At 61.2% G+C, this 15,014-nt stretch carries 13 protein-coding genes; 1 reads left to right on the forward strand and 12 read right to left on the reverse strand.

Annotated elements, in window-relative coordinates; all coding sequences use genetic code 11:
- Positions 1 to 3: 3 nt before the first annotated feature.
- The 8 genes from NDJ82_RS00135 to NDJ82_RS00170 form a co-directional block, all read right to left on the reverse strand.
- A complete protein-coding gene (locus NDJ82_RS00135; protein ID WP_250924730.1) occupies positions 4 to 951 on the reverse strand; it encodes a methyltransferase in 948 nt (315 codons plus the stop codon).
- An 11-nt stretch (positions 952 to 962) separates the two neighbouring features.
- Positions 963 to 2,342, reverse strand: coding sequence for an iron-containing redox enzyme family protein (locus NDJ82_RS00140; protein WP_250924731.1), 1,380 nt, complete (start codon positions 2,340 to 2,342; stop codon positions 963 to 965).
- Positions 2,343 to 2,607: 265 nt separating this feature from the next.
- On the reverse strand, positions 2,608 to 4,350 hold the full coding sequence (locus NDJ82_RS00145; RefSeq protein WP_112195839.1) for an ABC transporter substrate-binding protein: 1,743 nt from the start codon (positions 4,348 to 4,350) through the stop codon (positions 2,608 to 2,610).
- A gap of 32 nt (positions 4,351 to 4,382) precedes the next feature.
- Positions 4,383 to 4,655, reverse strand: coding sequence for a DUF2160 domain-containing protein (locus tag NDJ82_RS00150; protein ID WP_014718862.1), 273 nt, complete (start codon positions 4,653 to 4,655; stop codon positions 4,383 to 4,385).
- 10 nt (positions 4,656 to 4,665) lie between these two features.
- Positions 4,666 to 5,466 carry a carbohydrate ABC transporter permease gene (locus NDJ82_RS00155; protein WP_003232361.1) on the reverse strand — a complete coding sequence of 267 codons (801 nt, stop codon included), beginning with the start codon at positions 5,464 to 5,466 and terminating at the stop codon, positions 4,666 to 4,668.
- Positions 5,467 to 5,476: 10 nt separating this feature from the next.
- On the reverse strand, positions 5,477 to 6,343 hold the full coding sequence (locus tag NDJ82_RS00160; protein WP_032889576.1) for a carbohydrate ABC transporter permease: 867 nt from the start codon (positions 6,341 to 6,343) through the stop codon (positions 5,477 to 5,479).
- A complete protein-coding gene (locus NDJ82_RS00165) occupies positions 6,340 to 7,437 on the reverse strand; it encodes an ABC transporter ATP-binding protein (protein ID WP_099586964.1) in 1,098 nt (365 codons plus the stop codon). Before NDJ82_RS00165 ends, NDJ82_RS00160 begins: the two co-directional genes overlap by 4 nt.
- A complete protein-coding gene (locus tag NDJ82_RS00170) occupies positions 7,437 to 8,531 on the reverse strand; it encodes an ABC transporter ATP-binding protein (protein WP_099587036.1) in 1,095 nt (364 codons plus the stop codon). The genes NDJ82_RS00165 and NDJ82_RS00170 overlap by 1 nt, the downstream gene beginning before the upstream one ends.
- Before the next feature lie 237 nt (positions 8,532 to 8,768).
- On the opposite strand from NDJ82_RS00170, the gene NDJ82_RS00175 reads away from it, so the two are divergent.
- On the forward strand, positions 8,769 to 10,595 hold the full coding sequence (locus NDJ82_RS00175) for a sigma-54-dependent Fis family transcriptional regulator (protein ID WP_112195843.1): 1,827 nt from the start codon (positions 8,769 to 8,771) through the stop codon (positions 10,593 to 10,595).
- Between the two features lie 44 nt (positions 10,596 to 10,639).
- On the opposite strand, the gene NDJ82_RS00180 is transcribed toward NDJ82_RS00175, so the two are convergent.
- The 4 genes from NDJ82_RS00180 to NDJ82_RS00195 all read right to left on the reverse strand — a co-directional run bounded on the left by NDJ82_RS00180 (position 10,640) and on the right by NDJ82_RS00195 (position 14,999).
- Positions 10,640 to 11,572 carry a FecR family protein gene (locus NDJ82_RS00180; protein WP_250924732.1) on the reverse strand — a complete coding sequence of 311 codons (933 nt, stop codon included), beginning with the start codon at positions 11,570 to 11,572 and terminating at the stop codon, positions 10,640 to 10,642.
- Entirely contained in the window at positions 11,569 to 12,111 is a 543-nt protein-coding gene (locus tag NDJ82_RS00185) for a sigma-70 family RNA polymerase sigma factor (RefSeq protein ID WP_112195847.1), read from the reverse strand. The genes NDJ82_RS00180 and NDJ82_RS00185 overlap by 4 nt, the downstream gene beginning before the upstream one ends.
- A gap of 115 nt (positions 12,112 to 12,226) precedes the next feature.
- Complete coding sequence (locus NDJ82_RS00190; protein WP_250924733.1) at positions 12,227 to 14,341, reverse strand: TonB-dependent receptor family protein; 2,115 nt, start codon at positions 14,339 to 14,341, stop codon at positions 12,227 to 12,229.
- Between the two features lie 181 nt (positions 14,342 to 14,522).
- On the reverse strand, positions 14,523 to 14,999 hold the full coding sequence (locus NDJ82_RS00195; RefSeq protein WP_250924956.1) for a GAF domain-containing protein: 477 nt from the start codon (positions 14,997 to 14,999) through the stop codon (positions 14,523 to 14,525).
- Positions 15,000 to 15,014 lie beyond the last annotated feature (15 nt).

The following is a 15,014-nucleotide window of genomic DNA, read 5'->3' on the forward strand; positions in this document are numbered from 1 at the left end:
ACGTCAACGCAGGCGCGTAACGGTGAGCGCGACCACGGCAATCCGCTCGACACGCTCGTAGCCCGGCTTGTCCAGCTCTTCGCCAAACACGTCGGGGTCAAGCTCGCGGTAGGTCCAGCCATAGGCATGGCTGCCGAGCAATGGTTTGACGGCCGCCAGGAACGGGTCCTCGCCACCAGCAACGATCGCCACGCCGGTGTACAACACCAGGCTACCGCCCAGCGCCAGGCGCCCCATGGATTCGCCGACAATGCGCACCGACAATTGCTCGCCCAGTGCGCCGCCGCCATGCCGATATGCACGCTGGCGGTCGTCATTCATATAGGGCGGGTTGGCGACGATAAGGTCGAACTCGCCTTCGACGCTGCCCAATACGTCGCTGTGGTACGCGACCACATTGGCCAGCCCTGCCAACTCGGCATTCACTGCGGTCAGGCGCAACGCGCGCGGGTTGATGTCCACCGCCAACACCTCGGCGTCGTGCCGTGCCCGAGCCACCACCAGTGCGCCCACGCCCGCGCCGCAACCGATGTCCACCGCGCGCTTGATCGGCTCGAAACGCTGTTGCAGATGCGCTTCAATCAGGCGCGCGAAGCGGTAACTGTCGGGCCCGAAAAACACCGCATCCGACTGGGTCGTGGGGTACGCCGAGTGAACGAACAACAGGTCATCCAGGCTCGACCAGCGCACGGCGCTGCGCCACAGCGAATCGTGCTTTTCGATCACGTCGGCCTGCTGCAATTCTTCGCAGAACGCCTCGGGCAACAGCGCGCCGTCAAACGGCATCGACCAACCGAACACGTCGCGCAGGTCCATTGCCAGCGGCGTCGCCAGGCGCTGGAATACCCGTTCATGGGTCATGGGCGTCGGCGTGATAAAGCGGTAGCCGCTCTCCTTCAAGCCCCGGCCCAGGTTGAGCAGTGCGCGATCAGCGAGTTGTTGTGCAGACATGGGCGAATTCCTTAGCGCAGGCGCGCGCGCAATTGGATAAACCGGCGAGTGGCGTACAACCCGGCGGGCGTGCAATGGCGCCGCGCCGACAGCCAGGGAATCAGCGCGTTGAGCTGCTGTTCGTCAGGCAGTTGCCACAGCGAGTCCACGAGCGCCTGGGTGTCAGGGTCGGCCGGGCGGTGCTGTTCCTGGGAAAACCGGCTGGAGCGCCCACGCCTCACCGGCGCCACGCGCTGGTCGCTGATCCACTCGCCAGCAATCCAGTCATGTAACACCTGTTTTTCATAGCCGCTGAACACGCCGAACATCGCCGCGCCCGCGCCCTCGATGAGTTGCCAGAAGCGACTCTCGGCCGGGTCCTGATTGCGCTTGATCCACCCCTTGTCCTGCAACGCCTGGAGGAACGCGCCGACCTGCCCCGGCTGCGCCAGCCACTGGTTGACGGTCTTGCCTTCGAAGCAGCAATAGTCCGAATGCATGTGCTGGCCGAAGGTGCGTTTGCGTTCGAGCATCGCCACCACTTCGGCGTGCAGGTCGAACTGCTCGATAACGGCCGTGGTGCCCTGGCCAAGGTCATTAAGGCGATAACCCTCGGCCACCCGGCGGTAGAAGTCCGCCCTGCCCTCGCCCAGCGGCAGCAGGTTCAACACCGACTGCGCCGCCTTGCACGCGTGGCCGCTGCTGGCGTTGTCGATGGTGACGTGCAGGGTGAAGTAATACGGGTCGATGCCCAGCTCGCTCAGCTCATACGAAGTGATCAACAAGTGCAGCGGCAACTGCTCGTAACCCAGGTTGTAGCCGATGACCTGCGGCAGGAATTCCTCGGCACACAGGCCCAGGGCCAGTTGCAGCGCGCCCTGCAGGTAGTGTTCATCTTCGACGCCCGCGTCGCTGTCGGCGTCGTGATCACTGAGCAACTTGCGGTAGATCACCACATGGTTCTGCGCGGCTTCGCCGTCCCCCAACTCTTCAAGATAGGTGCTGAGCAGGCCGTCAAAACGCTGGTCTTGCCAGTAATGCAGCAGTCCATACAACCACGCCCCGTCGACCTGTTTGGTCGGGGCCACACGTTGCAATACGTACAGTGCATGGGCTTTGTTCTGGAAGTAACGGCGCGGCCGGCCTTGCTGGCGCTGCTCAAGGTAATCGGCGTAGTCCTGCGCGACCGCAGCACAACGCTGCTCAACCCAGGCCAAGAGCTGTTCCGGCTCAGCGGGCAGCTCGTTGGTGGCATCCTGTACCTGGGCCAATTGGGTTTGCAGGAACTCGCGCGCCACGCTCTCGGCGTTCGGCGCTTCGCCATACAGGTGTTGATAAACCCGCTGATACTCTCCGTAGCCCGAGTGATGCATAGAGGCCAGTTGGCCCGACAGCGCCGTTAATAGCGTCATAATGGCAGTTCCCGCAAAGTCCGAGACAACGCCCCTTCAACAAGAGGCCCCGCAAGAGCGCTCAAAATCACGCGCTTCTGAAGGAAAGAGCATCGGGCCTGGCGGAAAATTCAATCGGGATTCGAACATGCCTGATCAGTGGCGCCCGTTCGCCGTACGCCTCATGTGCCGCCATGAACACGCCCTCGGCACTCCACGCCGCGGATTGCGGAGCAGCAGAAAAACAAAACGGCACCTGAGTGCCGTTCTGCCCAACCCTACATTTTTACTTGCGCGCCGCCTCCCACGACTTGAGCAGGTCGTTGTAGCTCACGGTCTCGCCTTTCGGCTTCTCGTTCGCCAGTTTCGGTTTTGGCGCGCCCGGTTGGTCGAACCAGTATTGCGCGTCACGCTCGGGGTTCATTTTCGGACCGCACACCGGTTGCACTTTGGAGCGTTCCAGGCGCGTCATGATCGCGTCCTGTTCCTTGGCCAGGTTGTCCAGCGCCTGTTGCGGGGTTTTCTCGCCGCTGGCGGCCGAGGCGATGTTGCTCCACCACAGCTGCGCCAGGCGCGGATAGTCCGGCACGTTGGTACCGGTTGGTGACCACTCGGTGCGCGCCGGGCTGCGGTAGAACTCCACCAGGCCACCGAGTTTGGGGGCCATGTCGGTCATGGCTTGCGAGTTGATGTCGGACTCACGAATCGGCGTCAAACCGACGATGGTTTTCTTCAGCGAGACGGTTTTGGACGTCACGAACTGAGCGTAGAGCCAGGCCGCGAGTTTCTGCTTCTCGGGCGTGGACTTGAGGAAGGTCCAGGAGCCTACGTCCTGATAGCCCTTCTTCATGCCCTTTTCCCAGTAAGGTCCGACAGGCGACGGCGCCATGCGCCATTTCGGCGTGCCGTCGGCATTCACCACCGGCAGGCCAGGCTTGACCATGTCGGCGGTAAACGCGGTGTACCAGAAGATCTGCTGGGCGATGTTGCCTTGGGAAGGTACCGGGCCGGACTCGGAGAAGGTCATGCCCGCCGCTTCCGGTGGCGCGTAGGCTTTCATCCAGTCGACGTATTTCTGCGTGGCAAACACAGCGGCAGGGCCGTTGGTATCGCCGCCACGGGTCACGCTGGAGCCCACCGGATGGCAGTCCTCCACGCGAATGCCCCACTCGTCCACCGGCAAGCCGTTGGGCAGGCCTTTGTCGCCGCCACCGGCCATGGAGAACCAGGCATCGGTGAAGCGCCAGCCCAGGGACGGGTCTTTCTTGCCGTAGTCCATGTGCCCATAAATGCGCTTGCCGTCGATTTCCTTGACGTCTTCGCTGAAGAACTTGGCGATGTCTTCATAGGCCGACCAGTTCACCGGTACGCCGAGGTCGTAGCCGTATTTTTCCTTGAACTTGGCTTTCAGTTCCGGACGCTCGAACCAGTCGGCGCGGAACCAATAGAGGTTGGCGAATTGCTGGTCGGGCAGTTGATAGATCTTGCCGTCCGGCGCGGTGGTGAAGGACAGGCCGATAAAGTCCTTGAGGTCGAGGGTCGGCGAGGTGAAGTCCTTGCCTTCGTTGGCCATCAGGTCGGTGATCGATTCGGTCTTGCCATAGCGAAAGTGCGTACCGATCAAGTCGGAATCGTTGACCCAGCCGTCATAGATGTTCTTGTCGGACTGCATCTGGGTTTGCAGCTTCTCCACCACGTCGCCTTCCTGCAGCAGGTCGTGGGTCAGCTTGATGCCGGTGATTTCACTGAAGGCCTTGGCCAGCACCTTGGACTCGTATTCATGGGTGGTGAGGGTTTCCGACACCACGTTGATCTTCATCCCACGGAACGGTTCCGACGCCTTGATAAACCATTTCAACTCTTCGAGCTGCTGGGCTTCGGTGAGGGTGGACGGTTTGAACTCGCTGCCGATCCATTTCTTCGCGGCATCTTCGTACGCATCGGCCCAGGCCGAAGCGCTCAAACCGCTCAGGGCCAGTACGGCGGCCAATGAAATGCTATGTCGCAGCTTATTGTTCTTATTCAACATAGAGACCTCCTGGTTGTTTATTCATAAGGGCACTAGCCCCAACGCATCACACTCAACAGCCATACCAGGGAGAGCGCGGACGCCACCCAGATGCTCCAGTCGGTAACGCCGATCACCAGCAAATGCAGGTAGGCGCTGCCGAGAAGACCGATAAACAAGCGATCACCACGGGTGGTGCTGATCGGTAACAAACCCCGCCGGGGGATGCTCGGCGAGCGCAGTTCCCAGGTGGTCATGCCCGCCAGGATGAGGGCGATGCCGCCGAAGAACAGTGCAGTGGGGGTAGTCCAGGCCATCCATTCCATCATCGACTCCTCAGACCCGGCCCAGGGCAAAGCCCTTGGCCACGTGGTTGCGAACAAACCAGATCACCAGCATGCCCGGCAGGATGGTCAACACCCCCGCCGCTGCCAGCACGCCCCAATCGATGCCAGACGCCGACACCGTACGCGTCATCACCGCCGCGATGGGCTTGGCGTTGACCGAGGTCAGGGTGCGCGCCAGCAGCAGCTCGACCCAGGAAAACATGAAGCAGAAAAACGCGGTGACACCGATGCCGGAGCCGATCAATGGGATGAAAATTTTCACGAAAAACTTCGGAAACGAGTAGCCATCAATGTAGGCAGTTTCGTCGATCTCCTTGGGCACGCCGGACATAAAACCCTCTAGGATCCACACCGCCAACGGCACGTTGAACAGGCAGTGGGCCAGGGCTACAGCGATATGCGTGTCGAACAGGCCGATGGACGAATACAGCTGGAAAAACGGCAGCAAAAACACCGCTGGCGGCGCCATGCGGTTGGTCAGCAGCCAGAAGAACAGGTGCTTGTCGCCCAGGAAACGATAGCGCGAGAAAGCATAGGCTGCCGGCAGCGCCACGCTCAGGGAAATCACCGTGTTCAGGCTCACGTAGTACAGCGAGTTGAGATAGCCGGTGTACCAACTCGGGTCGGTGAAGATCACCTTGTAGTTGGCCAGGGTGAAATCCTGCGGAAACAACGTCAGCCCGCCGAGGATTTCGGTGTTGCTCTTGAAGGACATGTTCAGCAGCCAGTAGATCGGCACCAGCAGGAACAGGATGTAGATCAGCAACGGGATTAGCTTGCGTTTGCTCATGTTGGCGGCCTCAGCGGTTGGCGTCGGAGTGGGTCATGGCGGTGTAGAACAGCCAGGACACCAACAGGATGATCAGGAAGTACACCAGCGAAAACGCTGCCGCCGGGCCCAGGTCGAATTGGCCTACGGCCATCTGGGTCAAGGTCTGACTGAGGAAAGTGGTGGCGTTACCCGGCCCGCCGCCCGTCAGGACGAAGGGCTCGGTGTAGATCATGAAGCTGTCCATAAACCGCAGCATGACCGCGATCAGCAGCACGCTCTTCATCTTGGGCAGTTGGATATGTCGGAAAACTGCCCAGGCCGATGCACGATCAATCCGAGCGGCCTGGTAGTACACGTCCGGAATCGCCCGCAACCCCGAATAGCACAGCAACGCCACCAGTGAAGTCCAGTGCCACACGTCCATCACCAGCACAGTGACCCAGGCATCCGCCGTGTTGGCCGCGTAGTTATAGCTGATGCCCATGGCGTTTAGGCTGTAACCCAGCAGGCCGATATCGGCGCGGCCAAAAATCTGCCAGATCGTGCCCACCACGTTCCACGGAATCAGCAACGGAATCGCCAGCACGATCAACACCAGCGACGACCAGCGACCCTTGGTCGGCATGGTCAGGGCGATGGCGATGCCCAGGGGAATTTCGATCAACAGCACGCAGGCTGAATAGATGAACTGGCGCAGCAGCGAGTCGTGCAGGCGCGGGTCGAGCAATACCTGCTTGTACCAGTCGGCGCCGACAAAGTAGCGGCTGGACTGGTCGAAGATGTCCTGCACCGAGTAATTGACCACGGTCATCATCGGGATCACCGCACTGAACGCCACCAGCAGGAACACCGGCAGCACCAGCCACCAGGCCTTGTTGTTCTGCACCTTGTTCATGGCTGCACCTCCAGCAGGTAATCGTCGGCGTAGAGCATCAGCCATTGCGCGGGAAAGCTGATGGACGCCGTGCCTTCAGGCACCGGTTTGTCTTCGGCCAAACGCACTTTCAAGGTGGCGCCATCGAGGTTGAGGGTCATGATCTTGTAGGTGCCAAGGTCTTCCAGATGTGTGACGCCGGCCTGCAGGGCGTCGGGGTTGTACTCGTCCCACACATGGATAAATTCCGGGCGGATACCCACCTGCAACTTCTTGTAGTCGGTGCTGGCAATGCGTTGTTGCAACGCATCGGGCAATGGCAAGTGGGTGCCGGCAAACCGCACCCCGCCCGCCTCGGCCTGCACTTCGATCAGATTCATCCCAGGGCTGCCGATGAAGTAGCCGACAAACGTGTGGCTCGGCCGCTCGAACAGCTCCCGTGGCGTGCCGAATTGCACGATCTGCCCGCCGTACATCACCGCGATTTTGTCGGCGAAGGTGGAAGCCTCCAACTGGTCATGGGTGACGTAGACCATGGTGATGTTGAACTGCTCGTGGATCTGCTTGAGCTTGCGCCGCAGTTTCCATTTGAGGTGCGGGTCGATCACCGTCAGCGGCTCGTCGAAGAGGATCGCCGATACGTCGTCGCGCACCAGGCCACGGCCCATGGAGACTTTCTGCTTTTCGTCGGCGGTGAGGTTGCGCGCTTTCTTGCTCAGCAGGGTTTGCAGGTCGAGGACTTCGGCAATTTCCTGCACCTTGCTGTGAATTTTCGCCTCGGCCATGCCCTGATTTCGTAGCGGGAACGCCAGGTTGTCGAACACCGTCATGGTGTCGTACACCACCGGGAACTGGAACACCTGGGCGATGTTGCGCTTCTCCGGCGTGAGGTCGTTGACCACTTGGGTGTCGAACAGCACCTGGCCTTCAGACGGGCTGAGCAAACCGGAGATGATATTGAGCAGGGTCGACTTGCCGCAGCCTGACGGACCAAGCAAGGCGTAGGCACCGCCCTGCTCCCACACGTGGTTCATTTCCCGGATCGCGTAGTCTTCCGGTCCGGTCGGCGTAGGGTTATAGCTGTGCGCCAGGTTCTGCAAATGGATCTCGGCCATCACGCAACCCTCGCGACACGGCGTCCGGGAGCCTGGACCAAACGGCCCTGACCATCGAACACAAACAGTTTATGGGTGGGGATATACACGCGGATCGGCGCGTCAACGTCGTACTCATGCACCCCCGGCAAATGCAGCACCAGCAGGAAGTGTTCGCTGCGCACGTGCAGGAAGGTTTCCGAGCCACTGATTTCGGCGACTTCTACGGTCACCGCCAGCTCCAGGTCGTCGTCGTTGCTCGGCACCAGGCTGATATGGCTGGGGCGCACACCGAAGCGAAAATCGCCTTCGCCGATGGGACGCAGGTCAACATTGAGTGGGAAATGTACGAAATTGGCGAAGCTCACTTCATTGCCACTGATACGCCCCGGCATCAGGTTGATCGGTGGCTCGGAAAACAGCTCGGCCGCGAGCACGGTGTGTGGCTGGTGGTAAACCTCGGCAGCCTTGCCACTCTGGATCACCCGGCCTTCGTGAAGGATGGTGGTAGTGCCGCCGAGGGCCAGGGCTTCGTTGGGTTCGGTAGTGGCGTAGATCGCAATGGTGTGGCGGGCCTGGAACAGCTCGCGCATTTCCTGACGCAGCTCTTCGCGCAGTTTGTAGTCCAGGTTCACCAGCGGCTCGTCGAACAGGATCAGTTCGGCATCCTTGACCAGGGCGCGGGCCATGGCCGTGCGCTGCTGCTGGCCACCGGACAGCTCCAGCGGGTGACGCTTCAGGAACTTCTCGATGCGCAGCATCCGAGCGGTTTCCAGCACCTTGCTCTGGATCACCTCGTTGGACACACCGGCCTGACGCAACGGCGAGGCGATGTTCTCGAACACGGTCATGGTCGGATAGTTGATGAACTGCTGATACACCATCGACACGTTGCGCAGGCGCACCGGCTTGTGGGTGACGTCGACGCCATTCATCAGGATGCGACCGCTGTCGGGCTTGTCCAGGCCGGCCATCAGGCGCATCAGGCTGGTCTTGCCGGACAGGGTGCGACCGAGCAGCACGTTGAAGGAACCGGGCTCGAAACGCAGGGTGGCATCGTCGATCCAGGTTTGGCCTTCGACGACGCGGGAGACATGTTCCAGGGTCAATGACATGACACGACCTTTTTTATTATTGGAATGAATCTGGCCAGTCGTCAGAGCGAATTTCGTGCCAAAACCGGCAGGTGCTTGATCCACAAGGAAATGGGACATATGGGATGTTCGGGAGTGAACAATCGGGCTGAACAACTGAACACTTCTAGGGTTGACAATGAACAGTTCTGAACAACACTAATGGGGCCCCCGCGCCTGCGGGGCCCCATAAAAACAATAAAAACAGAAGGTCGCCCGATGGCCGAACCCTTGGCTCACGACACCATCATCCAGGACTCCTGGCGCCGTTGCCGCGCCTTCGGCCTGGACCACCAGAGCACGCCCAGCTTCGATCAACTGCCTGCCGAGGGCATCAGCCAACTACTGGAAAGCCAGCATTCCCTGGTGCAGACCACCCACCAGGAAGTCCTGCCCTACTACGAGAACATCCTCAGTAATTCCAATTGCCTGATCATGCTGGCCGACAACCAGGGCCAGGTGCTGACCTCGTGGGGTACCCAGCGGTTTATCGAGCCCAAGCTGGCCCGTGGGTTCAGCGCCGGTGCCAGTTGGAAGGAACGCTCCAGCGGTACCAATGCCATCGGCACCGCGCTGGCTTGTGCCCAGGCGGTGCATATCGAACACGACGAACACTTCCTCAAGGCCAACCGTTTCATGACGGGTTCGGCAGCGCCGATCTTCGATGCCCAGCGCGAAATCATCGCGGTGCTGGATGTGTCCAGCGACAGCTACCTGCCGCCCTCTCACACCTTGGGCATGGTCAAGATGATGAGTCAGACCGTGGAGAACCGGCTGATCCTCAACCTGTTTCGCGGCGAGCATTTCCAACTGACCTTCAACACCGGCCTGAGCAACCTGGACAGCCAGTGGGCGGGCCTGCTGATCTTTGATGACAGCGGCCAGGTGCTGTCGGCCAACCGTCGCGCCGACAACCTGCTGGGCATCAGCCTGTCGCGGGTAATGATCGACAGTTTGTTCAAAGTGTCGCTGCTGGAACTGCTCAACCAGCCGGAGGGCTTGCCGTTTTCGTTGCAGGCGGCCGGGCGCAATCGGTTTCAGTGCCTGTTGAAACGCCCCAAGCAGATGCCGGTGCAGGCGCGTGTGTTCAGCGAGCCGGTTATGTCGAAGCCGGCAGCCATTGGCCTCAAGACCCTGCATTTTGGCGATATGCGCGTGGAGAAAGCCGTGCGCCAGGCCGAGCGGTTGCTGGAAAAAGACATCCCGCTGCTGATTCATGGTGAAACCGGCGTGGGCAAAGAGGTGTTCGTCAAAGCCCTGCACCAGGCCAGTTCCCGCAGCCAGAAGGCATTTATCGCGGTGAACTGTGCGGCGATTCCCGCTGAGCTGGTGGAATCGGAGCTGTTCGGTTACGAAAAAGGCGCGTTCACCGGCGCCAATCAGAAAGGCAGCATCGGCCTGATCCGCAAGGCCGACAAGGGCACGCTGTTTCTCGATGAGATCGGCGATATGCCGCTACCGACCCAGGCGCGCCTGCTGCGTGTGTTGCAGGAGCGTTGTGTGCAACCGGTGGGCAGCAGCGAGTTGTTCCCGGTGGATTTGCGCATTATCTCGGCGACCAACCGCGCACTGCGCGAACAGGTGCAGGCCGGGCGTTTTCGTGAGGATTTGTACTACCGCATCGGCGGCCTGACCCTGGAATTGCCGCCCTTGCGCGAGCGGACCGACAAGCAGGCGCTGTTCCAGCAACTGTGGCAACAACACCGCGAGCCCACCCAATGGGCCGGTTTGAGCGCCGAGGTGCTGGCGCTGTTCGAGCAGCACCCGTGGCCGGGGAATTTGCGCCAGGTGAGCAGCGTGTTGCAGGTGGCGCTGGCGATGGCCGAGGAGCAGCCGATAAGGCCGGAGCATCTGCCGGATGATTTTTTTGTGGACTTGAACGTGCCTGCGCCGCTGCCGACCAGTGAGTACCTGGACGACAGCATTGACCTGACCCAGCGTTTGAAGGCGGTAGGCGGCAATATCTCCCACTTGGCACGGGAGTTGGGGGTAAGCCGCAACACGTTGTACAAACGCCTGCGCCAAGGCAATGAATGCCCCCCGTAGAGGCCCACAGATCGCCGGGTGTCAATACGTCAGCTACGGCAGGCTCAGCGCGGCTTGACCACTACCAGCAAGTCGGTGAAGTACTCCACCTGGATCGGCAGGTTGTCCGCCAGAGTCGACAAGGCCGCTGCCGTGTCGTCCAGCTTGAATACGCCGGACACACGCAGGCCGCGCAGGGCCTGTGGGTCGAAGCGGACCATGCCGTGGCGGTAGCTGGCCAGGGTTTGCAACACTTCGCTCAGGGGCTGGTCGTTGACGGTGAGCAGGCCACGCGTCCAGGCGTCCGGATCGGCATTGCCGACGGTTTGCGCGGGCGTTGCGCGCCCATGGTCGAGGACGGAACGCTGGCCGGCGCTGACCTTGACGCCCTCCTCTGCCTCACCTTTGACCGCCACGCTGGACTCGATCACCGTTACCACTGTCGTGCCGTCCGGCGCACGCTTGACCAGGTAACGGGTACCCAGTGCGGTCGCCGTGCCTTGGTCGGTGCGCACCACGAACGGCCGCTGCGCATCTTTGGCCACGTCTACCCACAGCTCGCCTTGCAGCAGTTTGATCACCCGTTGGTGGCCGTCGAATTTCACGTCCACCGCCGAGTTGCTGTTGAGCTGCAACTGGCTGCCGTCTTCGAGGGCGATCTGGCGACGTTCACCGACGCCAGTACGCTGGTCGGCCATCCACACTGGCAGGTGCTCCAGGCTCAGCCAACCGCACAGCGCGATACCGAGCACACCCAGCACCTGTGCGCTGCGTGCCCGTTGCGGGGCAAATGCGCGATTCAGGGCGCGGCGCGCCGGTTGTGCGGGCACGCTGTCGAGGCTGCCCCATAACGCACGCATGCGCTCGATGGCCACGGCGTGGCGCGGGTCGGCCTCGCACCAGGTGTTGAAGGCCTGACGGTCGGCGTCGGTGACGTCCTCGTCGTGCAGGCGTGTCAGCCAATTCGCTGCTTGCTGGATGATCTGTTCGGAGTTCATGACAGTGGGTCGGCCGCGTGCAGGCTGTGATAGCAATGCACCAGGGCGCTGGAGATGTAGTTTTTGACGGTGCTGGGGGACACTTCCAGACGCACGGCGATTTCGCTGTAGGTCAGGCCGTCGAGGCGACTCAACAAGAACGCCTCGCGGGCCTTGGGCGGTAAGCCGGCGAGCATTTCAGCAATGCGTTCCAGCGCTTGCAGGGCAACGTGGATCGCCGCCGGGTCGGGCATGCCGGCGTCTTCGCACTGGATGACCAGCGCCTGCATGTAGGCTTTTTCGATACGGCGACGACGGGCACCGTCGATGAGCAAGCGTCCCGCCGTGGTGGCCAGGAAGGCACGGGGTTCCTTGATCGCTTGCGGTTCGGCCAGCATCAATACACGGATGAAGGCGTCGTGGGCCAGGTCGGCGGCGTGCTGGGAGCAACCGAGTTTCCTGCGCAGCCAGCCATGCAACCATCCGTGGTGCTCGCGGTACATCGCCGTAAGGATCTGCTGACGCGCTGAGTTGCCCAGCGCGGCCGGAATGTCATGCATGCGCAAAAATTTCTCAAATGGGAAATGTTACCAATTGCGCAAACAATGCCAGTAAAACGATGTCGGGGCAAGGGGCTCACATCCTGTAAAAGCGCCCTCCCATCGGTGTGTCCTCTTAGCGCCAGCTCCATGAAACGCCGGTGTAGATACCACGCCCATCTGCCGGTGTAGAGCGCGCAACATCCAGGCCTTTGTCGTCGTAACCCGGCGTGACAGTGTTGGCGTAACGGCGGTTGGCGAGGTTGCGCAGATCGACCCAGGCTTGCCAGTCCTGCTTGGGTGCGTCGTAACCGAACGTTGCGCCAACAATCGTATAGGCCGCGGCGTAGTAGGAGTTGGCGTAGTCCACCGCCACTTTTGATGAGTGCTCGGTGTTAAAGCTGGTGTAGAAACCGGTCGGGTGGCTGTAGCGCAGTTGCGCCTGGTAATAGTGTTTGGGGATGCCCGGCAAGGTGTTGCCACCGAAACGGTCGTCGTCGCGGTAGTGGAAGTCGCTGAAGGTGTAGGCCTGGCGCAGGTCGAGTTTGCCGTTGCGGCCGCCGTCCCACAGTGGGCTGAGCAGGCCCAGTTCCACGCCCTGGTGCACGGTGGGGCTGGCGTTGGATTCGGCGACGATGGCATTGCTGGTTGCGGTCTGGGCCTGGGTTTCCACGGTGAGCAATTCGTGGCGCACCTCGGAGCGGTACAGCGCCAGGTCCCACAGGCCGAGCCAGGCCTCACCGCGACCGCCGACTTCCAGGGTGGTGGCGGTCTGGTTTTTCAGGCTGACGCCTTCACGCGCCATGCCTTTGGCAGGACCGCTCGTAAAATACTTGTTGGAACCCCAGATCATCGACCACGCATGCGGCGGCTCGACGGAGCGACTGAGGTTGCCGTACACCTGCAATTGCGGGTTGAAGTCATAACGCAGGCCGATGCGCGGCGCGTAGTCCCAATCGTGCTGGCTAAGCGGTGCCTGGCCTTCGGGATAGGTGACCTCGGTTTCGCGGCGGGTGTAGATGGCGGCCAGGCCGGTGGTCAGCCACAGGTCCGGCACCAGTTCCAGGTCGTTGCCGATGTGCAGCACGGTGTCGGAGCCCAGGTAGCTGTAATCGCGGGTCTTGGTGCCGGGGGCGTAATACTTCGCAGGATCGGTGGAAGGTACGCGCACGTATTCCGCGCCGCCATTGTTGGGCATCGCCTGGGTGGTGCGCAGGCCGAGGGTGGTTTTGCTGTCGTGGCCGAACACCGTGTCCTGGCGGATGTAGTTGAGGGTGCCGCTGACGTCGGTGTAGGCGACCTTCAGACGGATAGTGCCCTCGCGCAGGTCCATTGGGTAATCGTGGTACGCCAGGCCCACTTCAAGGCGGGAATTGTCGTCCAGTTGCAGGGTGGTTTTGTTGGCGATCCAGGTGGAGCCAGGTTGCAGGCGCTTGGAGTCGCGCGCAGCGTTGAGGCTGTTGGCGGCGCGTGGATCGTGGCTGATCTGGCTGCGAGTGAGTTTGCCGGGGGTGTCGTTGGTGGTTTCGCGATAACGGAAATAGAAGCGGGTTTCCAGGTTGGGGTTGAAGCGGTAGCCGAAGTTGGCGGCCACGCCCTTGCCTGTGGCCGCGCTCTGGCGCTGGTAGCCGTCGGATTGCGAGTCGGTGAGGCTGATGTAGTAGTCGGCGTCGCCCAGCACCTGGCCCGAACTGATCTCGCGCTGGGCATAGCCACGGCTGCCCGCCTCATAGCGCACTTGCAGCTTGGGAGCGTCGTAGCCCGTTCGCGTGACGTAGTTGACCGCACCACCGAGGGCCAACGCGCCCTGATCAAAACCGTTGGCGCCGCGCAACACCTCGACCCGGCTTTGCCACAGCGGGTCCTTGAGCTCATAAGGGGTGCCGCCGGGGCCGGTCAGCGGCAGGCCATCGAACATCTCGTAAAGCCCCGACGCATGGGAGCCAGGGCTGCGGTTGAGGCCCGACCCGCGAATCGACAGTTTCACCCCTTCGTTGTTCGCCGCCTTGGCGTACACCCCCGGCTGGTACTTGAACACATCTTCGTTGGTGCTCACCCGCCCCTGCTGCACGCTGCCCATGTCGATGTAATTGGTGGCGCCGGGCACGCTCTTGAGCTGCGCCTGAGCCACTTCGCCCGCACTCGCTTCAGCCGTGGTGACTTCGACCGGTGCCAATTGCAGGTCTTCGGCGTGCACCAGCGAGCTTAAGGTCAAGGCAGCAAACAGGAATGGAGGTTGGCGCAGCAGCATGGGTGGGTCCTTGGAATTCGGGGGCGTGAACGGCAGGGCCATCACGCGAACAGTGATGGGAAGCCAACGATGCCCGGCAAGTCACGCCTTATTAACGGACCAGCCCCTTCCCACAACAGTGTCGGACCGATTTTATTTACAAGGAAATAAACGATCTAATGCTGACTCAGATAGCCCGAAGTCAGGCCCTGCTGTACTGCAATTCCAGAGTGGTGCTGATCAGCCGGGTGAAAATCGTGAGTATCTCGACCATTTGCGGGTTCTCGAGTTTTTTCGGCAACACGTCCAAGGCGCACAAGGTGCCGAAGACGCTGCCGTCGGAGAAGACAATCGGCAGGGAGATGTAGCTTTCGAAGCCATGTTTACTGGGCAAAGGATTTTGCCAGAACACCGGATCCTTGCTGGCGTGTTCGATAATGATGGGCTTGGGATTGGCCCGCAGACCGTTGCACAGCGTGGCTTCAAGCTGCAATTCATGCCCGACCTCCACGCCAAAATGCAGCTCGTCGTACACCGCGCAGGCCACCCAGTGGGTGTCGGTCATCTTCGAGATCGCCGAGAAGCGCATATCCGTCAAGCGCGTGGTCAGGCGCAGGATATTGGACGCTGTTTCTATCTCGGCGATGACCGCCAGTTCTTCAGGGGTTAAAGGTTTAATAGCACTCTCCTGATT

It is taken from the genome of Pseudomonas sp. SR18 (assembly GCF_023701505.1).
Classification (GTDB): domain Bacteria; phylum Pseudomonadota; class Gammaproteobacteria; order Pseudomonadales; family Pseudomonadaceae; genus Aquipseudomonas; species Aquipseudomonas cyclaminis.